General features: G+C 69.1%; 16 protein-coding genes and 3 tRNA genes. 11 read left to right on the top strand and 8 right to left on the bottom strand.

All coding sequences use genetic code 11. The annotated features are described in order from the left end of the window. Positions 1-10: 10 nt before the first annotated feature. On the bottom strand, positions 11-1327 hold the full coding sequence (locus tag C9J87_RS08795) for a hypothetical protein (RefSeq protein ID WP_107705310.1): 1317 nt from the start codon (positions 1325-1327) through the stop codon (positions 11-13). A gap of 197 nt (positions 1328-1524) precedes the next feature. On the opposite strand from C9J87_RS08795, the gene pstC reads away from it, so the two are divergent. The 8 genes from pstC (at position 1525) to C9J87_RS08755 (ending at position 12288) form a co-directional block, all read left to right on the top strand. After that, the gene (pstC, locus tag C9J87_RS08790) at positions 1525-2544 is read left to right on the top strand and encodes a phosphate ABC transporter permease subunit PstC (RefSeq protein WP_232819995.1); all 1020 of its coding nucleotides are present in this window, start codon (positions 1525-1527) and stop codon (positions 2542-2544) included. Continuing rightward, complete coding sequence (gene pstA, locus C9J87_RS08785; protein ID WP_107705308.1) at positions 2544-3707, top strand: phosphate ABC transporter permease PstA; 1164 nt, start codon at positions 2544-2546, stop codon at positions 3705-3707. The genes pstC and pstA overlap by 1 nt, the downstream gene beginning before the upstream one ends. Continuing rightward, on the top strand, positions 3704-5380 hold the full coding sequence (locus C9J87_RS08780; RefSeq protein ID WP_107705307.1) for a phosphate ABC transporter substrate-binding protein PstS: 1677 nt from the start codon (positions 3704-3706) through the stop codon (positions 5378-5380). Before pstA ends, C9J87_RS08780 begins: the two co-directional genes overlap by 4 nt. Beyond that, positions 5377-7971, top strand: a complete 2595-nt coding sequence (locus tag C9J87_RS08775) for a hypothetical protein (protein ID WP_107705306.1) — start codon at positions 5377-5379, stop codon at positions 7969-7971. The genes C9J87_RS08780 and C9J87_RS08775 overlap by 4 nt, the downstream gene beginning before the upstream one ends. Further along, positions 7968-8894 (top strand): sortase, encoded by a 927-nt coding sequence (locus tag C9J87_RS08770; RefSeq protein WP_107705305.1) that lies wholly within the window; start codon positions 7968-7970, stop codon positions 8892-8894. The genes C9J87_RS08775 and C9J87_RS08770 overlap by 4 nt, the downstream gene beginning before the upstream one ends. Before the next feature lie 56 nt (positions 8895-8950). After that, on the top strand, positions 8951-10546 hold the full coding sequence (locus tag C9J87_RS08765) for an Ig-like domain repeat protein (RefSeq protein WP_107705304.1): 1596 nt from the start codon (positions 8951-8953) through the stop codon (positions 10544-10546). An 87-nt stretch (positions 10547-10633) separates the two neighbouring features. Beyond that, positions 10634-11521 carry a phosphate ABC transporter ATP-binding protein gene (locus tag C9J87_RS08760; RefSeq protein WP_107705303.1) on the top strand — a complete coding sequence of 296 codons (888 nt, stop codon included), beginning with the start codon at positions 10634-10636 and terminating at the stop codon, positions 11519-11521. After that, positions 11518-12288, top strand: a complete 771-nt coding sequence (locus C9J87_RS08755; protein ID WP_232819983.1) for a lytic transglycosylase domain-containing protein — start codon at positions 11518-11520, stop codon at positions 12286-12288. Before C9J87_RS08760 ends, C9J87_RS08755 begins: the two co-directional genes overlap by 4 nt. A gap of 55 nt (positions 12289-12343) precedes the next feature. Here C9J87_RS08755 and C9J87_RS08750 read toward each other — a convergent pair. The 4 genes from C9J87_RS08750 to C9J87_RS08735 form a co-directional block, all read right to left on the bottom strand. After that, positions 12344-12417: transfer RNA gene (locus tag C9J87_RS08750), tRNA-Phe, on the bottom strand. Positions 12418-12484: 67 nt separating this feature from the next. After that, positions 12485-13816 (bottom strand): sensor histidine kinase, encoded by a 1332-nt coding sequence (locus C9J87_RS08745; RefSeq protein ID WP_107705302.1) that lies wholly within the window; start codon positions 13814-13816, stop codon positions 12485-12487. 4 nt (positions 13817-13820) lie between these two features. Beyond that, positions 13821-14861 (bottom strand): cytochrome P450, encoded by a 1041-nt coding sequence (locus C9J87_RS08740; RefSeq protein WP_107705301.1) that lies wholly within the window; start codon positions 14859-14861, stop codon positions 13821-13823. A gap of 305 nt (positions 14862-15166) precedes the next feature. Then, positions 15167-15559 (bottom strand): response regulator, encoded by a 393-nt coding sequence (locus tag C9J87_RS08735; protein ID WP_107705300.1) that lies wholly within the window; start codon positions 15557-15559, stop codon positions 15167-15169. 127 nt (positions 15560-15686) lie between these two features. Here C9J87_RS08735 and C9J87_RS08730 point away from each other — a divergent pair. The 3 genes from C9J87_RS08730 (at position 15687) to C9J87_RS08720 (ending at position 16357) form a co-directional block, all read left to right on the top strand. Next, a tRNA-Glu gene (locus C9J87_RS08730) sits at positions 15687-15759 on the top strand. Between the two features lie 104 nt (positions 15760-15863). Then, positions 15864-15940, top strand: a tRNA-Asp gene (locus C9J87_RS08725). 63 nt (positions 15941-16003) lie between these two features. Beyond that, complete coding sequence (locus tag C9J87_RS08720; RefSeq protein WP_107705299.1) at positions 16004-16357, top strand: metallopeptidase family protein; 354 nt, start codon at positions 16004-16006, stop codon at positions 16355-16357. Positions 16358-16368: 11 nt separating this feature from the next. Here C9J87_RS08720 and C9J87_RS08715 read toward each other — a convergent pair whose 3' ends face one another. The 3 genes from C9J87_RS08715 to C9J87_RS08705 are packed head-to-tail and all read right to left on the bottom strand — an operon-like array spanning position 16369 to position 18022. Beyond that, positions 16369-16701, bottom strand: a complete 333-nt coding sequence (locus tag C9J87_RS08715) for a fluoride efflux transporter FluC (RefSeq protein WP_107705298.1) — start codon at positions 16699-16701, stop codon at positions 16369-16371. After that, positions 16698-17093: a FluC/FEX family fluoride channel gene (locus C9J87_RS08710; RefSeq protein WP_107705297.1), complete on the bottom strand. Its 396-nt coding sequence runs from the start codon at positions 17091-17093 to the stop codon at positions 16698-16700. The genes C9J87_RS08715 and C9J87_RS08710 overlap by 4 nt, the downstream gene beginning before the upstream one ends. Then, entirely contained in the window at positions 17090-18022 is a 933-nt protein-coding gene (locus C9J87_RS08705; protein ID WP_157953160.1) for an ATP-binding protein, read from the bottom strand. The genes C9J87_RS08710 and C9J87_RS08705 overlap by 4 nt, the downstream gene beginning before the upstream one ends. Positions 18023-18140 lie beyond the last annotated feature (118 nt).

Raw genomic sequence — 18140 nt, 5'->3', positions numbered from 1 at the left:
CACACCAAGGTTAATCCCGCGAGACCTCACGTTGCACAACGAGGTCGCCGTGCGTGCCGTAGCCGACGAGCGGACCCGTGGCCGGGGCGCCGTTGAAGCTGATCATCAGCCACCCGCAGCGCGTGTGCGCCAACGTCGGCCACGGCAGATTTGTCGGGTACGCCGCCTGTAGCTCGCCAACCTCGGCCATCGCCAGGTCGAACATCGGGTAGCGGGCCCGCTGGCCTCGGCGCCCGTCGCGCCCGTCGCTGGCGAGCACCCGCCAGCCGTCGCCGACTCTGAGGATCGTGGTGCCTTCGGTGGCGCGTCGGTCGGTTGCTGCTCCGCGCAGCGTCAGTCGATCAAGCGTCGGCCCGCTCGCGAGCGCCGGGTGGAACTTGAAGAACTTGCTCGCACTGGCGAAGCCGACCAGCCACTCCTCGCCGGTGTGCACGAGGTGCGGGTCCCAGACCCCGACGGAGGTGAAGCCGTCGGTGGGCAACGCCAGCTCCTGTGTCTCCAGCACGTGCACACCGCTGAGCACGTCGGCCGAGGTGCGAGCGATCGTCGCTCGCACCGATCGCTTCGGGTCGTGCTGCTCGAAGTCTCCCCACGTGCTCGTCGCGACCAGCCACGAGTCGCCGTCGCGGACGATGTGGGTGGCGTGGTCGCCGTACACCCCGGGCTTGTCGGGCCGCCGGAAGAACAGGTCGCTGTGGTGCTCGAGGTCCAGGGAGTCGGGATCGAGGCTCCACACCGAGGTGTGCCCGGTGTCGAAGAAGCCGGGGCCGGCGGACGTCGCGCTCAGCAGGAGCCGCCCCTCGTCCTCCACTGGTGAGCCGTCGCGCGAGGTGACGAGCCGGAGGTCGCGCAGACCGAGCTGACCGAAGCGGCCGGCCTGGACGCGGGCGCCGTGCCCCTCGACGAGGAGCCGAGACAGCGCCTCGGGATCGCGCGGCTCGAGCCGGTCGCTGAGGTCGACGCGCGCCCGGGCCACCCAGCGGCCGGCCTCCTCGGTCAGCGCCGTCAGGTGCGTGCCCGTCAGGGTGAGCGCGACCCGCGTCGGGTCCGACCGCACCGTGCCGTGCCGACGGCTGCGCAGCTCCCGGGTGTCGTGACCCTCCGTGAGCGTCAGCACGACGCGGCCGACGACGACGCTCATCCCGAGCCACATGCCACCGAGGTGGAAGGCCGCGGCGGCGCGGTGGTCGGGCTCGACGACGATCGCGACCGAGGGTGCGAGTTGTGGAAGCGGGACCGGGGTGCCAACCGACACGTCGGCCTCGGCGCCCCTGGCGATCAACGAAACCGGCCGCAAGCGGCGCACGATCTCGAAGCGGGGGAGCACCCGCAGAGTCTGTCAGCCGCGGGGCGCGGGGATGTTCGCGCAGCACGGCGCAAGCGTTCGCCGGGCGTTCACCGGCAACGGCCACAACGTTTCGACCGGCTCCTGACACTGACGCCGTCTCCGGACCGGATCGGGCCGCTGGAGAGCGTCAGCCACTGTCAGCTTTCGCCTTCGGGCCAGCATCTGAAGAGATCCCCTTGACCACCCTGCCCGCAGTGGACTCGTCGTTCATCGACGTCCCCGAGGTCGCCCCGCGCAAGCTCGCCCGCAAGGCGTCTGGCGTGGACCGCGTCTTCGAGTTGACCGCTTCGGCCATCGGGGCGACGGTGCTGCTGATCACCGGCGGCATCGGCGCCTTCCTCGCCTGGCAGTCGGTGCCGACGCTCGAGCACTACGGCTGGAGCTTCTTCACCGAGTCGGCGTGGCAGCCCGAGGCAGACTCCCTCGGCATCGGCGCCGTCCTGGTCGGCACCCTTTCGGTCGCCGCGGTGGCGATGGCAATCGCCTTCCCGCTCGCCGTCCTGACCGCCCTGTTCATCAGCGAATACGCCCCCGCGAACCTGAAGGCGACCCTGATCTCGCTGGTCGACCTGATGGCAGCTGTGCCCTCGATCATCTACGGGATGTGGGGCTACTTCCTCGTCATGCCCCACGCGGCCGCGTTCGCGCTCTGGCTGCAGCAGAACTTCGGCTGGATCCCGATCTTCCAGGTCGACTCGGACCCCAATGCCGCGGTGTGGGACGTCTCTCGCTATGTCGGCAGCGCGTTCTGCGCAGGCATCGCGGTGGCCATGATGGTCCTGCCGATGTCGTGCGCGGTGATGCGCCAGGTGTTCTCCCAGACACCTCCGGGGGAGAAGGAGGCCGCACTCGCGCTCGGCTCCACCCGCTGGGGCATGGTCCGCACCGTCGTCATCCCGTTCGGTCGCGGCGGCATCATCGGTGGCACGATGCTCGGGCTGGGCCGGGCACTCGGCGAGACGATCGCCGTACTCCTCATCATCTCGCCCGACTTCGTGATCAAGCCCCGGCTCCTCGAGGTCGGCACCAACACCGTGAGCGCACTGATCGCCGGCCGCTTCGGCGATGCCAGTGCTGCGCAGCTGAGTGCGTTGCTGACCGCCGGCTTCGTGCTGTTCGTGATCACCCTGATCGTCAACACCCTCGCCGCGATCATCGTCAACCGCAGCCGCTCCGGCGCGGGGACGGACGCCTGATGGCCACGCAGGCGCCCGAGCGCACCCGTGCGACCTTCCTCCCGGTCAGCGACCCGGACGCGCCGCCGCAGCACCCGCGCCCCGGCCTCGGCAAGCCGACATCGGAGGAGTCCTTCACCCTGGTCGGCACCTGGGTCGCGGCACTCGCGATGGCGTGGCTGGTCACCCAACGCCTGCTGCCGCTGGGTGGTTGGGCTTGGCTCGTGGTGGCCTGGCTCGCGCTCGGCATCCTCTTCACCGTCGTCATCGGATTCATGACCGGCCGCCGGGTCGACGTGGTGGATCGCGTCGCGGGGGCGGTCATCACCTCGGGTGCCCTGGTCGTCGGAGCTGCGCTGGTCAGCACGGTCGCCTTCGTGATCTTCCGGGGCTGGGAGCCGTTGCTGCACGCCAACTTCTTCATCGACGACATGTCCGGCGTCGGTCCGCGCGACCCCTTCGACCGCGGCGGGATCGCCCACGCGATCGTCGGATCCGCCATCCAGCTCGGCATCGCCATCGCCGTCACCTTGCCGCTCGGCATCGCGACGGCCGTCTTCATGACCGAGGTCGGTGGCCGCCTCGCCGGCGTCGTGCGGACCATCGTCGAGGCGATGACCGCGCTGCCCTCGATCGTGGCGGGCCTGTTCATCTACACCGTGCTGATCGTGGCCGTCGGCTTCCCGCGATCCGGCTTCGCCGCCGCCATGGCCCTGTCCGTGATGATGCTGCCGATCATCGCCCGCGCCGCCGACGTGGTCTTGCGCGTCGTCCCCGGCGGGCTCCGCGAGGCCAGCCTCGCCCTCGGCGCCAGTCGCTGGAGCACCGTGTGGCACGTGGTCCTCCCGACCGCCCGCCCCGGCCTCGCCACCGCCGTCATCCTCGGTGTCGCCCGCGGTGTCGGCGAGACCTCGCCAGTGCTGCTCACCAGCGGCGTCGCGAGCTTCATGGTCACCAACCCCACCGACGGCGTCATGAACTCACTGCCGCTCTACATCTTCAAGGGCGCCCGCAGCCCCGAGCCGATGGACATCGAGCGCGCCTTCGCCGCCGCGACGGTGTTGCTGATCCTCGTCCTCGCCCTCTTCGTGGTCGCCCGTGTCGTGGCGCGCACCCGCACGACGGCTCGCCGTCCCAGCCTTCTTCGTCGCTTTCGACGACCCACCCAGCAGGAGACCCGATGAACCGCCGACTCAGCCAGCTCCTGGTCCTGCTGATGCTCGCCTTGCTGCCCGGGCTCGTGACGGGCGCGGCAGCCCAGGCGGACGAGGGCCTTCCGGCGCCGGCCCAGCGTGCGGCGTACGCACAGATCGAGGGCTCGGGCTCGACCTGGTCCGAGGTCATCGTCCAGCAGTGGATCTCCGACGTGGACGCGCTCGGCATGAAGGTCACCTATAACGGTGGCGGGTCCAGCCAGGGCCGCAAGAACTTCGCGCAGAACGTCACCGACTTCGGCATCTCCGAGATCCCCTACCCGGGCGTCGACGAGTTCGGCAACGCCGACAACAGCAACGGTCGCGAGTTCGCCTACGTGCCGATCGTCGCGGGCGGAACGGCCTTCACCTACCAGCTCAAGATCGGCAACGAGCTCGTGCGCAACCTGCGTCTGTCCGGGGAGACGGTCGCCAAGATCTTCACCGGCCAGATCACCGACTGGAGCGACCCGGCGATCGCCAAGGACAACAATGGCCGGGCCTTCCCCAAGCTCCCGATCACGCCGGTCGTGCGCTCCGACGGCTCGGGCACGACCGCGCAGTTCACGACGTGGATGGACGCGGAGTACCCCTCGATCTGGCAGCCCTACTACGGACGGCAGGGCTTCACGTCCTACTACCCGCGCCAGGGCCGGATGATCGCGCAGTCCGGCTCCGACCAGGTGATGAACACGATCTCCGGCTTCTCTGGCAACGGCCACATCGGCTATGTCGAGTACGCCTACCCGATCAACAAGGACTTCCCGGTGGTCAAGGTCCTCAACGAGGGCGGGTTCTACGTAGAGCCGACGCAATACAACGTCGCCGTCGCGCTGACGAAGGCACAGATCAACCAGGACAAGGCGTCCGACGATTACCTCACCCAGATCCTCACCGGCGTCTACCGCTCCACCGACCCGCGGGCCTACCCGCTGTCGTCCTACAGCTACATGATCATTCCGACCGGTGCGCAGGACCAGCGGATGTCGACCGCCAAACGACAAACGCTGGCCGACTTCATGTACTACTCACTGTGCGAAGGCCAGTCCAAGGCCGGCCCCTACGGCTACTCACCGCTGCCGCTCAACCTCGTCCAGGCCGGCTTCCAGCAGCTCGCCCAGTTGTCCACCGCCGATCCGGCGGTCGACCTCACCAACCGCGACGTCACCAAGTGCAACAACCCGACGTTCGTGGCAGGCGACCTCAAGCGCAACAAGCTGGCCGAGGTCGCTCCGCAGCCCGCGTCCTGCGACAAGCAGGGCGAGGGCCCCTGCGGCACCGAGACCGGAACCGGCGAGCCGTCGACCGACGACGAGAACGCGCTCGAGACCGAGACCGCGCCAGCCAAGAAGGGCAAGAAGGCGACCGCCGCCGCCACGCCCACCACGCCCCCCGATTCGGGTGGTACGCCGACGGGCGCGACCACGATCGATCCGGTCACCGGCGAAGTGGTGAACCCGCCCGCCGGCACGAATGTAGAGACGGTCTCCGACACGGGTGTCTCCGGCGAACCGCTCTACGCCACTCCGACCGAGCTGTCGGCGGAACGACCGATGGACAGCAAGGCGTTCGGCTGGCTGGCGGTGATCGAGCTGCTCGCGCTGATCCTGGTGCCCGGCATCTTGATCAGCCGCCGTGCGGGCCGCAACGGAGCCACGCGATGAAGCGGGTCCGGATCGCAGCAGCCGTCGGCCTCATTGCCGGGCTCGCGATGGGAGGGGCCACGACGGCGCCCACGACGGCGCAGGGTGCTGCTTCGACTGCGGACGATGGCGCGGCGGCGTACACGCAGACGAAGCACCTGAACCGGACCATCACCATTGAGGGGCAGGAGCTCGAGATCGACGCCCGTGACGTCACCGTCACGGCAAGCCGCACCACCGATCTCCGCGGTCGCGAGCGGATCGACATTGGCTGGTCAGGCGCGCACCCGACCGGCGGACGCGCCGCCAGTCCCTTCGGCGAGCACGGACTCAACCAGGAATATCCCGTGGTGATCCTGCAGTGTCGCGGCGTGGATGACGCCAGTCTGCCGCCGGAGCAGCAGCTCTCACCGAGCACCTGCTGGACGTCCACCCGCCAACAGCGCTCACAGCTCGTCGACGAGACCCAGGCTGTCTGGCGCCACGACAAGTGGGGGACCGACATCGACATCGCGCAGAAGTCCGGGCTGGCCCCCATCCCGCCCGAGTGCCAGGACGTCGAGCTCTTCTCCACGCGGATCACCCCGTTCGTCGGCGCCAGCGGCACGGTCTACGCCTCGTGCACGGCCGAGACGATGGCCCCCGAGGCCGCCGTCGGTGCCGCGTTCCCGCCAGCGGAGTTGGCCGCCTTCACCGATGCCGAAGGCAACGGCTCGGTCAAGTTCGAGGTGCGTTCCGCGATCGAGAACGAATCCCTCGGATGTAGCGACAAGGTCGCCTGCTCGGTCGTCGTCATTCCGATCCAGGGCATCTCGTGCCGCGACGACAACCGCGAATGCATGAAGGCGGGGCGCTTCCTGCCCGGGCAGAGCAACTTCGCCAACGAAGGCGTCGACCTCAGTGTCTCGCCGTCGCTGTGGTGGTCGCCGTCCAACTGGCGCAACCGCTTCTCGATCCCGCTCGAGTTCGGTCTTGCGCCCGATGCCTGCGACGTCCTCGACTCGCGCCCGCCCACCGGGTTCTACGGCTCAGAGCTGATGGCCCAGGCATCGGTCCAGTGGTCCCCGGCCTACTGCCTGGACAAGAAGCGCTTCAAGTTCCAGCACAACAAGATGTCCGACGAGGCCGGGTTCGCACTGATGGAGAACGGCGGCGGCGTGGCCGCGCTGGTCTCGAGCAAGCACGATGCCAAGGGCACGGACCCGATCGCCTACGCGCCCATCGCGGTGACCGGATTCTCGATCGGCTACATCATCGACCGTCCGGACAACGCGGGCGAGTTCACCGACCTGCGCCTCAACGCGCGGCTGCTCGCCAAGCTGATGACGCAGTCCTACCTCGCAAGCGAGCGGGGTCGCGGTCACCCAGGGATGAGTGCGAATCCAGTGTCGTTCAACCTGGACCCGGAGTTCCAGGCGCTCAATCCAGGACTCGACACCATCGCTCGCGAGGCAGCTGCCACCATGCTGTCCCTCTCAGAGGGCAGCGACGTCCTGACAAGCCTGACCTCCTACATCGCGCAGGACAAGCAGGCAATGGAGTGGATCAACGGCGAGCCTGACCAGTGGGGGATGGCCGTCAACCCGAGCTACAAGAAGCTCAAGCTGCCCGTGGCGGAGTGGCCACTGCTCGACGACTACGTGCCGCCGACCCACGACGAGTGCTACGCGCAGAACCCGGCGCCGTACTTCACCCAGGTGGCGGCCCCGATCAACTCGTTGCGCAAGATCGCGGAGGCCGTGCTCGATGCGTGGCCCAACGTGCAGACCAAGTGTGAGCGGGCGACCAGCACGGATCCGTGGAAGATCGGTCGCATCGACCGCCAGGGTGTGGGCACCCGGATGATGCTCGGGCTCGTGAGCGTCGCGGACGCCCGACGCTTCGGTCTCCGCGAGGCCAGCCTGGAGACCCGGCGAGGCTCCTTTGTCGGCCCCACCGAATCGGCGATGGCGCGCGCCGTGGCCACTGCCGAGCCTTCGAAGAACGGCGATGAGCCCTTCACCCTGGAGATGACGGACCTCATCAAGGCGGGCAACGCCTATCCCGGCACCATGATCGTGTACACGGCCGCCCGCACCAGCGGCCTGGACAAGGCCGACGCGACGAAGGTTGCGGAGTTCATCAAGATCGCCACCACCGAGGGTCAGCGGCCCGGCTTTGGCAACGGCGAGCTCCCGCCTGGTTTCCTCGCTCTGAAGAAGACCGGCGCGACGGCGGCGATGTTCAAGCAGGCGGCAGGCGTCGCCGAGTCCATCGCCGACCAGAGCGGGAAGGTCGACGACGGGACCGACGAGGGCACGCAGGGCGATCCCGAGAGCGGCACTTCCGAGGAGCCCGAGACCAGCACCATTGACGGGCCCGGCAGCGTCACCAACGTGTCGCCTCCCGATCCGGAGCCGGTGCCCACGGCTGCTCCGAGCGGCGCCGGCAAGCCCGTCAAGGTGAAGCCGACCAAGACACCCAAGCCGAAGCCGGTGGCGATGCCCGACACCGAGCCGGTCTCGTCCGCACTGGCGGCGCAGCTCATCCCGGTGCTGCTGGCGATCGCGATCCTGGGCGCGCTGGCCGCCAGTCTGCTGCGGCTCGGCCTCTCCCGACGGAGACAGTCGTGACCGCCCTCGTCGAGCGCCCGACTACGGCTCCGACCGGTTCGGGTTCGAGCGCCCCCAAGCCGGCCGCCCCGATTCTCCCGACCACGCCGACACGACAGGCCATCGACGTCGTCTCCACGACCGCGACGATGCTTGCCCTGGTCGCGACGTGGGCCGCGGTCCAGATGCTCTTCCTCGGGGGTTTGTCCCAGCAGCGCGAGCAGTCGGCGCTCTACGACCAGTTCCGCGGAGAGTTGGCCGCCGCCACGGCCCCGATGGGACCGGTGACGCCGCTCGGTGACCCGGTCGCCCTGATCTCGCTCCCGCACCTGGGTGTCGAGCAGGTCGTGGTCGAGGGCACCGCGTCGAGCGACCTGCTCGCTGGACCTGGCCACCTCCGCAACACGGTGCTGCCGGGCCAGGTCGGCACGTCGGTGCTGCTGGGCCGCGCCAAGACCTACGGCGCTCCCTTCGGCTCGATCGCCAGGTTGCGGCTGGCCGACACGATCCGCGTCGTGACCGCCCAGGGTGCGAAGCAGTTTTCCGTCATCGGCGTACGCCGCGCGGGTGACCCGCTGCCGCAACCTCGACCCGAGGGCGCTGCACGCATCGTGCTGGCGAGTGCTGAGGGTTCCGGCAGGTTCGCCGACCTCACGCCCGGCGAGGTCGTGTACGTCGACGCCGAGGCCAAGAAGGGCTTTCCCGCACCGGCAGGTCTCCCGACCGCCGTCCCCGATCCGGAGCAGCCGATGGGCACCGAGCAAGGGGCGCTTCCGCTCCTCGCCCTGTGCCTGGGTCTGCTCCTGGCGATGACCCTCGGGGTCATCGCCGCCCGCCAGCGCTGGTCCGCCGCCACGGTCTGGGTGATCACGACTCCCGTCGTCATCGCCCTGGCCTGGCAGACGACCGATGTCGTCATGCGCTTGCTGCCCAACCTGCTGTAAACCCGGGGCTTGCCCCGGCCCGATTGGCATCACCCAACTCACGAAAAGGAAATCTCATGTCTGTTCGCAGGCTCATCGTCGGTGTCGCGACCACGTCCGTGGTCGCCGCATCGCTGGCCCTCGCGGCCCCCGCCCAGGCCGACCCGGCTTTCGTCCCAGCCGCGACTGATGTGATCGGCGGCGGCTCGGACACCACCATGTACGCGCTGTCCTACTTGGCCGACGGTCACAACGGCGTCCCGGGCTTCAACGCGGCCGCGACCACGGGCCGTCTGGTCAGCTGGGATGCAGTCATCAAGGACGCGTCCGGCGCCCAGACCAACTCGGCCACGATCGTCCCGGAGGCCGGCGCCGCCGCGATCACCCGACCGAACGGCTCCACGTCGGGCAAGAACCTGCTCTACGGCGCGGGCAACAACGCTGCCTTCGACTACGCTCGCTCCTCCTCCTTCCTCAAGGACGCCGAGATCGCAGCGGGCCTGTTCGCCATCCCGTTCGCCAAGGACACCCTGGCCCTCGCCACGGCCAAGGTCTCCAACGCCCCGGCGACCATCTCGCCGGCCGACATGGTTCGCATCTACAAGGGCGAGGTCACCAACTGGTCGGAGCTCGGCGGCGCTGCGGGCACGATCGTCCCGATGATCCCGCAGTCGGGATCGGGCACGCTCGACTTCTTCGAGACCGAGCTCAAGGCCGCCAACGGTGGCGCGGCGGTGACGCTGGCGCCGTCGGTGCAGCGCGTGCAGGAGCACGACCCCGCCCCGGTCAAGGACAACCCGAACGCTGTGGCCCCGTTCTCGATCGGCCGCAACACGGTCTCGGGCAGCCTGCTTCGCATCGAGGGCGGCTTCGTCGCGGCCCGCGCGCTCTACAACGTGGTGCGTCAGGCTGACGTTGCCAAGGCGGAGATCGGTGCGATCTTCGGCGCCGCCGGCTTCGTCTGCTCCGCTCCTGCGCGCCCGCTCATTGAGGCCGCCGGCTTCGAGCAGCTGGCTCGTGCGGACAAGGGAGGCGTCTGTGGTCAGCCGACCCAGGTCAAGACCACCAACCTCGCGACGAACACCGAGGTCGCCACCTCCACCACGCTTGCCGGCTCCTCCACCGTCGCTGGCGGCGCCACCCTGACGGCCACCGTCGCCGCTTCGTCGGCGCCCGACGGCCTCGTCAGCTTCTTCGAGGGCGCGACCCTGGTCGGCACCTCGCCGCTCACCGGTGGCAAGGCGACCAAGGCGCTGACCGGCGTGACCGCCGGTGCGCACACCTACGTCGCGAAGTACGTCCCGCCGGCCAACTCCACGTTCGTCGGGTCCGCGTCGGGTCCGGTCACGGTGAACGTGCTTGCCACGACTCCGGCTCCGCCCGTCGCCACGAAGGCCAGTACCAAGCTGGTCGAGAAGTTCAAGGCGTCCTACCCGAAGGCCGCGTCGTACAAGGGCAAGGTCCGCGTGAAGGAGTCCGCGAGCGGCGCCGCCACCGGCAAGATCATCGTCAAGCTCGGCAAGAAGAAGGTCGGCAAGGGCACCGTCAAGGCCGGCAAGGTGATCCTGAAGTTGAAGAAGCTGAAGAAGGGCAAGAACAAGCTGACCGCCACCTACAAGGGTGACAGCAAGTTCGCAGGCTCGAAGCTGAAGTTCAAGATCACCGTCAAGTGAGACCAGCGTGCCCGGGCGGTCGCTGACGCCGCCCGGGCCCGCTTCCCGCGCCACATCACCGTGTGCACCCCAGCAGAAGAGACAGCCATGACCCCGAGACCCGCCACCCAGGTCGACTCCACCACCGCGATCGAGCCGATTGCGCCGTACGCCGCCAGCGCGGCCGCGCAAGTCATCGCCCCCCCTGGGCGCGGTGCCGGTCTCGCGACGCTCGAGGCACGCGACATCACGGCATGGTTCGGCCCGCGCAAGGTGCTGGACCGGGTGTCCCTGACGATGCCTGCTGGTGAGATCACCGCCCTCATCGGACCCTCCGGGTGCGGCAAGTCCACGTTCTTGCGCATCCTCAACCGGATGCACGAGCTGGTGCCGTCGGCCGCGCTCGCCGGTGAGGTCCAGCTCGACGGCGTCGACATCTACGACCCGGAGCGCAAGCTCACCGACGCCCGCCGCAGCATCGGCATGGTCTTCCAGAAGCCCAACCCGTTTCCCGCCATGTCGATCCGGGAGAACGTCATCGCGGGGTTGAAGCTGACCGGGACGAAGGTCTCGAAGTCGGAGAAGGAAGCTCTCATCGAGCACTGCCTGACCCGTGGCGGTCTCTGGAACGAGGTCAAGGACCGCCTCGACGCACCGGGCGGCGGGCTCTCCGGCGGTCAGCAGCAGCGGCTGTGCATTGCCCGCTCGCTGGCCATCAAGCCGCGCGTGCTCCTCATGGACGAGCCCTGCTCCGCGCTGGACCCCACCTCCACACGAGTGATCGAGGAGACGATGAAGGAGCTGGCCACGGAGGTCACCATCGTCATCGTCACCCACAACATGCAGCAGGCCGCTCGCGTCTCCGACACGTGTGCGTTCTTCCTCGCGGCCCACGGCACGCCCGGGGTGATCGTCGAGCACGGCGACACCGGGGCCATGTTCACCAACCCTCAGGACGAACGAACCCACGACTACGTCAACGGTCGCTTCGGGTGAGGCTCACGCACGTCCTCGGGATCGCGGGGGGCGTCGCTCTGCTCAGCCTCACCGGCGTCGCGGCCCAGCACGCCGCTCAGCGCGACCGGGTGCTGACCGCCTACGAGGTCGTGCCTGACGTACGCGCGCCTGTTCCGGCTCCGGTGGTCGCCGCGGCGAGTGGAGCTCTCCAGAGCAGCGAGTCGCGCGATGGGTCCGTTGGCGCCAAGGCGGCGGCCGCCGTCGACCCGCGCTGGGCGCGCCGCACCGCTGACGCCGCGGGCATCCCGCTGCCAGCCCTGACGGCGTACGCCCGCGCCAGCGTCCTCGCGCCCCGCGAGTGCCGCATCGGCTGGACCACGCTCGCCGGCATCGGCTGGGTGGAGTCCCGGCACGGAACCATCGGTGAGCGTGCGCTCGGCGACGACGGGCGCGCCACCGAGCCGATCCTCGGCCCGGCCCTCGACGGTGGGGACTTCGCCGCGATCCCCGCCACGAGCGAATCTGCCCGCTGGCACGGCGATCGCGACTGGGACCACGCGTTCGGGCCGATGCAGTTCATCTCGTCGACGTGGAGCACCTGGCAGGTCGACGGCGACGGCGACGGGGTAGCCGACCCGCATGACATCGACGACGCGTCGCTCGCCGCGGCCAACTACCTGTGCGAATCGGGCGACCTGATGGTCGATGACACGTGGTCGCGCTCGATCTTCAGCTACAACCACTCGAACGACTACGTCCTCGACGTGTACGCCGCGGCCAGCGCCTACGCCGACCGCACCGGCTGAGAGGGAAATGAACGAAGCGCCCGATCGGGACGCGATCGGGCGCTTCGTCTGCGTGTGGCCAGGGGCGGGGTCGAACCGCCGACCTACCGATTTTCAGTCGGTCGCTCGTACCAACTGAGCTACCTGGCCAAGCGGGTGGAATGTTACATGAGCGCTGCCCCCCTCGCGGAATCGGTCAGCACCGGCCGTGGTGCTCCTAGGGGTGGTGCGTGCCCGCAATCTTGGGCAGCTCGACCCAGAAGGCGGAGCCACTACCCGGAGTCGATTCGGCTCCGATCGTCCCGCCGTCGCGCTCCGCGATCGAGCGGGAGAGCGACAGACCCAGACCGGTGCCCTTGACGGTGGGCTTGGCGAAGCGGACGAACGGTTCGAAGGCCTGCCCCAGCTGCTCCGCCGTGAGCCCGGGGCCGTTGTCGCGCACGATCACGCGAAGGCGGGGTTCGCCGGACTCGCCCAGGAGGCTCTCGGCGGCGACCACGACAGTTCCCGTCGTTCCGTTGTGCACCACGGCATTGCCCACGAGATTGGCCAGCACCTGCCTGAGTCCTGAGGGGTGCGCCCACACGGTCTGTCCCGCGGAGACCGTGCTGGAGAGTTGTACGCCGGCGGAGTGCGCGGCAGTGCGGTGCCAGTGCAGGACGTCGGCGACGGCGGCGCTGACGTCGACGGTCTCGCGCTGATCGGTGTCGCCGACCGCGCGCCCCGCCGTGAGCAGGTCCTCGAGGACCGCCATCAGCTGCTCGCAGGCCCGCAGGACCACCCGTCCATCACGGCGAACCGCCGCTGCGAAGGGCACGTGGGTGAGGTCATCAGCCTCGTCGACCAACATCTCGGTGTAGCCGATGATGGCCGTCAGCGGCGTGCGTAGTTCGTGGCCGATCGAGGCCAGGAAGTGCTGCTGCGTCTCCCTGCTCTGAGCACCCACATCCACGGCCTCCGCGAGGGACCGGCGCGCCTGCTCCAGTGCGATCCGCGAGGTGAGTGCGGCGTTGAGGAGTCGGAAGTCCGCCACCAGCTCGGAGGGCCACAGACCGGCGTTCTCACTGCCCATGGCCAGGCTCCCGAACATCACGCCGTCCGCGATCTGGGTGCCGACCACCATGCTGCAGATCCCGAATCCGGCGATCTCTCGTCTGTCCTCGTCGGCTTCGGGTGGCAGAGCCTCGATGTCGGCGATGGCGAGCACGCCCCGGCGGGCTCGCTGCGACACCCAGGGCATCGAGAGAGCGGCCTCGGGACCGGCGCCGGGTGCCGGCAAGATGGAGCAGGTCGCTGTCGGGCTCAGCCACTCGTGCACCCACGCGCGCAGACCCAGGTGGGTCCACCCAGCCTCGTCCCCGGGGGCGAAAGTGGTCAACGCAGCGGTCACTAGGTCGACCCGTGGCGCGGCGAGCAGATGGTGAGCGATCAGTGTGAAGGCCAGGTCGAGTGAGGTGCCGGTGTCGACGATCATGCTCACCAGCCGGGCCGCCGAAGGAGAGACCGCCGCGCCCATCGGCACGTCCTGCAGTGCGGGGGAGCCGGTCATGGGCTCATTGTGTCGGAGCCGAGCAGGTGATGAGGGCGGGACTGGGCAGGATGCCCCGACTCTGGTCGATGTTGACTGGCATTGCCAAGGTCAGTTCCTGCCCGTTGGCCCAGCCGACCAGGTCGCGGAGCAGACCCAGGCCGAGGTTGCGTCCGGGGCAGGCATGTGGACCGGCCCCGAAGGGGAGCCACGCGCCAGGTCGGATGTCGTCGCGACGCCACCTGTCGGGGCAGAACGTCGCCAGGTCTGCCGGATCGCTCGGCGCCAGATGGGGGAGCCGTCCGAGCAGCAGTGGGCTGATCATCACGAGCTCGCCAGCAGCGACCACTTCCTCGGCCATCTCGACCCGGGCGGTGCTCACGCGTGCAGTGATCCAGGTGGGGGGAGCGAGACGCAGGGTCTCCCAGACGACGTGATCGGCGTTGAAGCTCCCGGCCGGTTGGGCGGCCAGGAAGACCAGCAGCCACGCGCCGGCGGCGATGGGAACCTGGATGCCGGCTGCCAGCATGGTGGCGACCACGGGCGCAGTCTCCCTGACATCGTGCGAGGCGAGTGCGGCGGACAGCCTCTCGTTCAGGGCAAGCCGTGCGCGGTGCTCGGCGCGACGTCTGCGACTCCAGCGCCCGGGAGCGCGCCGGCTCGCGATGACCGGCGCCAACGCGTCGATCCAGGCAAGGACCAGGTCTGCGATCTCGTTGCGAGTGACGAGGTCCAGATCCTCGAGCACGGCTGCGCACGTCGCGCGCGCCACCGGGCGGCGCAACAGGTGCATGGCCTCGAACCTGACGCTGTCGTCGGTGATCGGCAGCGTCGCCAAGGCCTCGCCCCACTCGCGGTCGAACACCGCCAGTGCCCGCTCCACCTGCGGCGGCGTCAGTGGCGCGTAGACGTGGTGACCGGTCCTGCTCTCGGCGCTGCTGGCCGACATGTCCGTGCCGCGAGCAACGTTGGTCGGAAAGTCGAATCCCGCGGTGTCCATCAACACGTGCTTGGCCTGCTCGGGCGTCGTCGCCAACCACGGCCCGCCCGTGCCGAGGCGGGTCAACCCTGCTTTCGTCGGTGCGTTCAGAACTGCGCCGAGGCGACCACCGGCCGCCTCGGCGTTCTCAATCCGGGCGACCGGGCAGGGGCGCCGGTCGCCGTGAGATGAAGTCAGAGGCGGTCGCCCGCTGCCCGCCACGCGTAGATGGCGTTCATCTGGTTGGTAACTCGCTTGGCGGCACGACGCTGCAGGAACTTGCTCATGGTGGTTCTCCCTCACTCGATATCGCCGAGCTCGCTGGCCGAGACGCGGCAGGACGGACCAGACCCCCCGACTGGTCCGCGACGAACTTTACGGCGCCTCGGGTGTTACCCGCGAGTATCGACGCCAACGTCGGCAATGAGGTCTCGCAGGTGCTGGGTCCGCAGTGGCTTCTGGAGCATGGTGGTGACACCGAGCTCCTGCAGCACGGCCCGGCGCTCGCCGGCCCAGGCGGTGATGACGACAACGCGAAGCCCGACTCCGCGATCGGTGTGTTCGTTGAGCCAGCGGACCACGTCCTCGCCGCCCATCCGCGGCATGGACAGGTCGAGGAGCAGGAAGTCGTAGGACTCCCGCTGGAGCGCTTCGACGGCCTCGACACCGTCGGCCGCCTCGTCGGCGAGGTGTCCCAGGCGGACGACCATCCGGGCCATCAGGTCCCGGAGATCCTCGGTGTCGTCGACGACGAGGAAGCGCAGCGGCTTCGCCTGGGTGCTCACGATGAGTGAGGCTATCGGCGCGGGTGGTGAGGCCGCTACACCGTTACGGAACGACCTCTGTTTTGGGTGCCTCCCGGCCGTGGCCCTATGCTGTACGACGCCTCACGGACCACGTCCTGACAGGCAGGCCCCCATCGTCTAGCGGCCTAGGACGTCGCCCTTTCACGGCGGTAGCACGGGTTCGAATCCCGTTGGGGGTGCTGCTCATCGCAGCCGATCGCCTCGATTGTGAGGGGCGGCAAACGATGGGTTAGAGTTCCACCGCTTCACCTCGTGGAGCACAGCTTGAAAATATTGAGAATATGGCCCTGTAGCGCAGTTGGTTAGCGCGCCGCCCTGTCACGGCGGAGGTCGCGAGTTCGAGTCTCGTCAGGGTCGCCAACGCAACGCCCCGGATCATTGATCCGGGGCGTGCGTGATTTTCGCGCTCTCTACGCTGGTTCCATGCCCCTGGAGATTGCCCCCTCTGCCTTCGACCGCCTCGTCGAGGAGGCCCTCGACTCGTTGCCGGCCGAGATCGCGGCGCGGGTCGACAACGTCGTCGTCCTCATCGAGGAGCACGCGCCGCCCGAGGACCCCGACCTGCTGGGCATCTACGACGGGGTCGCGCTGACGGAGCGAGCAGCCAACCACGCCGGGGACCTGCCCGATCGGATCCTGCTGTTCCGCGACAACCTCCTCGAAATGTGCGCGACGCCCGAGGAACTCGCCGACGAGGTGCGGATCACCGTCGTGCACGAGATCGCACACCACTTCGGCATCGACGACGCGCGACTCGACGAGCTCGGCTACGCCTGACCCGATCGAGGTCAGAGGGCGGTGACGAGCGCGAAGCCCACGGCGCAGGCAAGCAGGGCGAGGCCCACCGTCGCGGCGGCGTACGCCGCTCCCAGCCGTGGCCCTCGTTCGACCGACTGGACGGTGAACGACGAGAAGGAAGTCAGGCCACCGCAGAGCCCGGTCGCGAGCAGCGCCCAGGCCTGCCCCCCGAGAGCGAGGGCGGCGAAGCACCCGATCAGCAGCGACCCGAGTCCGTTGACCGCCATCGTCCCCGCCGGCCACCGCCCGTCGAGGGTGTGCGCCAACGCAAAGCGCAGCGGCGCACCCACGGCCGCCCCCAGCGCCACCAGGAGCGCCGTCACGTCAGCGCGTCCTCGGGCTCGGAACGGTGCGCGAGCCGGCGTCCGACGGCCGCCGCGGCCAGCGCGGCCGCGAGCGTGCACACGACATAGGTCCCCGCCAGGCCGGCGTGTCCGTCCGCGGTCAGGCCGCGCGCCTGGTCGGCGTAGGTCGAGACCGTCGTGAAGCCGCCCAGCAACCCTGGTCCCAGCAGCAGCGTCAGGCGGTGGTCCCGCGCCACGGCGATGGGGAGCAGCCCGAGGGCCAGGCAGCCGGCGACGTTGATCGCGAATGTCGTCCACGGGAATCCGGAACCGTCCGGCGTGACCTCCCCGAGGCCCCAGCGCAGCACGGCTCCCACGGCCCCGCCAACGGCGACCAGGGCAAGGTCCCCGGCCCGGAGGCGTTGCGTCATGAAACCTGCTGGTTGCCGAGTGCTTGGCCCGGACCGGACTTGCGGAAGCTGACCGGCTGCTGGCCATCGATCTGGCGGGTGTATTCGGAGAGATACCAGACATGGAACGCGCGCTGCTCGGGCGTGCGCTGGATCGAGAGCAGGCGCTCGGCCTTGCAGAAGGCATCGGCCAGGTCGAACATCTCGAGCATGGTCGTGAGGATCGGTGCTGCTTCCGGCTCGACCGTGACGTCGAGGTCGATCGTCGCCTTGCCTGCTCGTCGGGCCCGCTTGACGGCGAATTGCACCTCGCGCGGCAACTGGCGCTCATAGCTGGCGAACATCGCCGACAGGTTGGCGGCCAGCGGATAGGCGTCCTGATGGGCGACGGCCAACAACCTCAGCTCACGGCGCAGGTCGGCATATTGACGGCCCAGGGCCGTGGCCAGGGGCACGTCCAGCCCCAGGAGGCTTACGGCGACGGCCTGGTCGCTGCGCGATTCCACATCCGGCTCCGCGTGGCTGTCGAAGACGGGGGTAGCCGCCTCGTGATCGCCGACCCCGGAGGCCGGCTCGAACCAGACGACCTTGCCGTCGTCCTCCATCGAGGCACCCCACGCGACGGCCGACATGGCGACCATCGAGAGGCCACGACCGAAGGTCGCGAGGAAGTCGTCGGAGTCGACGGCGGAGGAAGCGGGCACGGGCGCCTCGGATGAGCCGTCCAGGACCTCGATCCGCGGGTGGGTCGCGGTGCCTCGCACCCGCACCGAGATAGGCGCGACGCCGTGCAGTATCGCGTTGGCCACGAGTTCGGCGGTGCCCACCTGGGCACACTCGACAAGATCCTCGCGGCCCAGCTCGCGGCAAATGCGCGCGACCCAGCGCCGCGCGTCGGCGGCCGCACGCGGGGTTTGCGACAGTGACAACGGATCGTGGCTCAGTGACAAAGTGTTCTCTCAGGTGGACTGATGTGGATAGTCCAGCGCCATAGGGCTACCCAGGTGTGGCACCAATCAAACGTGTCGCACACATTTTTTCTTTTTCCTGTTCACAGTGTGATCAACC

It is taken from the genome of Nocardioides allogilvus (assembly GCF_003047285.1).
In the GTDB taxonomy this organism is placed as follows: domain Bacteria; phylum Actinomycetota; class Actinomycetes; order Propionibacteriales; family Nocardioidaceae; genus Nocardioides; species Nocardioides allogilvus.
Note: the sequence above shows the minus strand (reverse complement) of the source record. Positions and strands in the feature narration are given on the sequence as shown.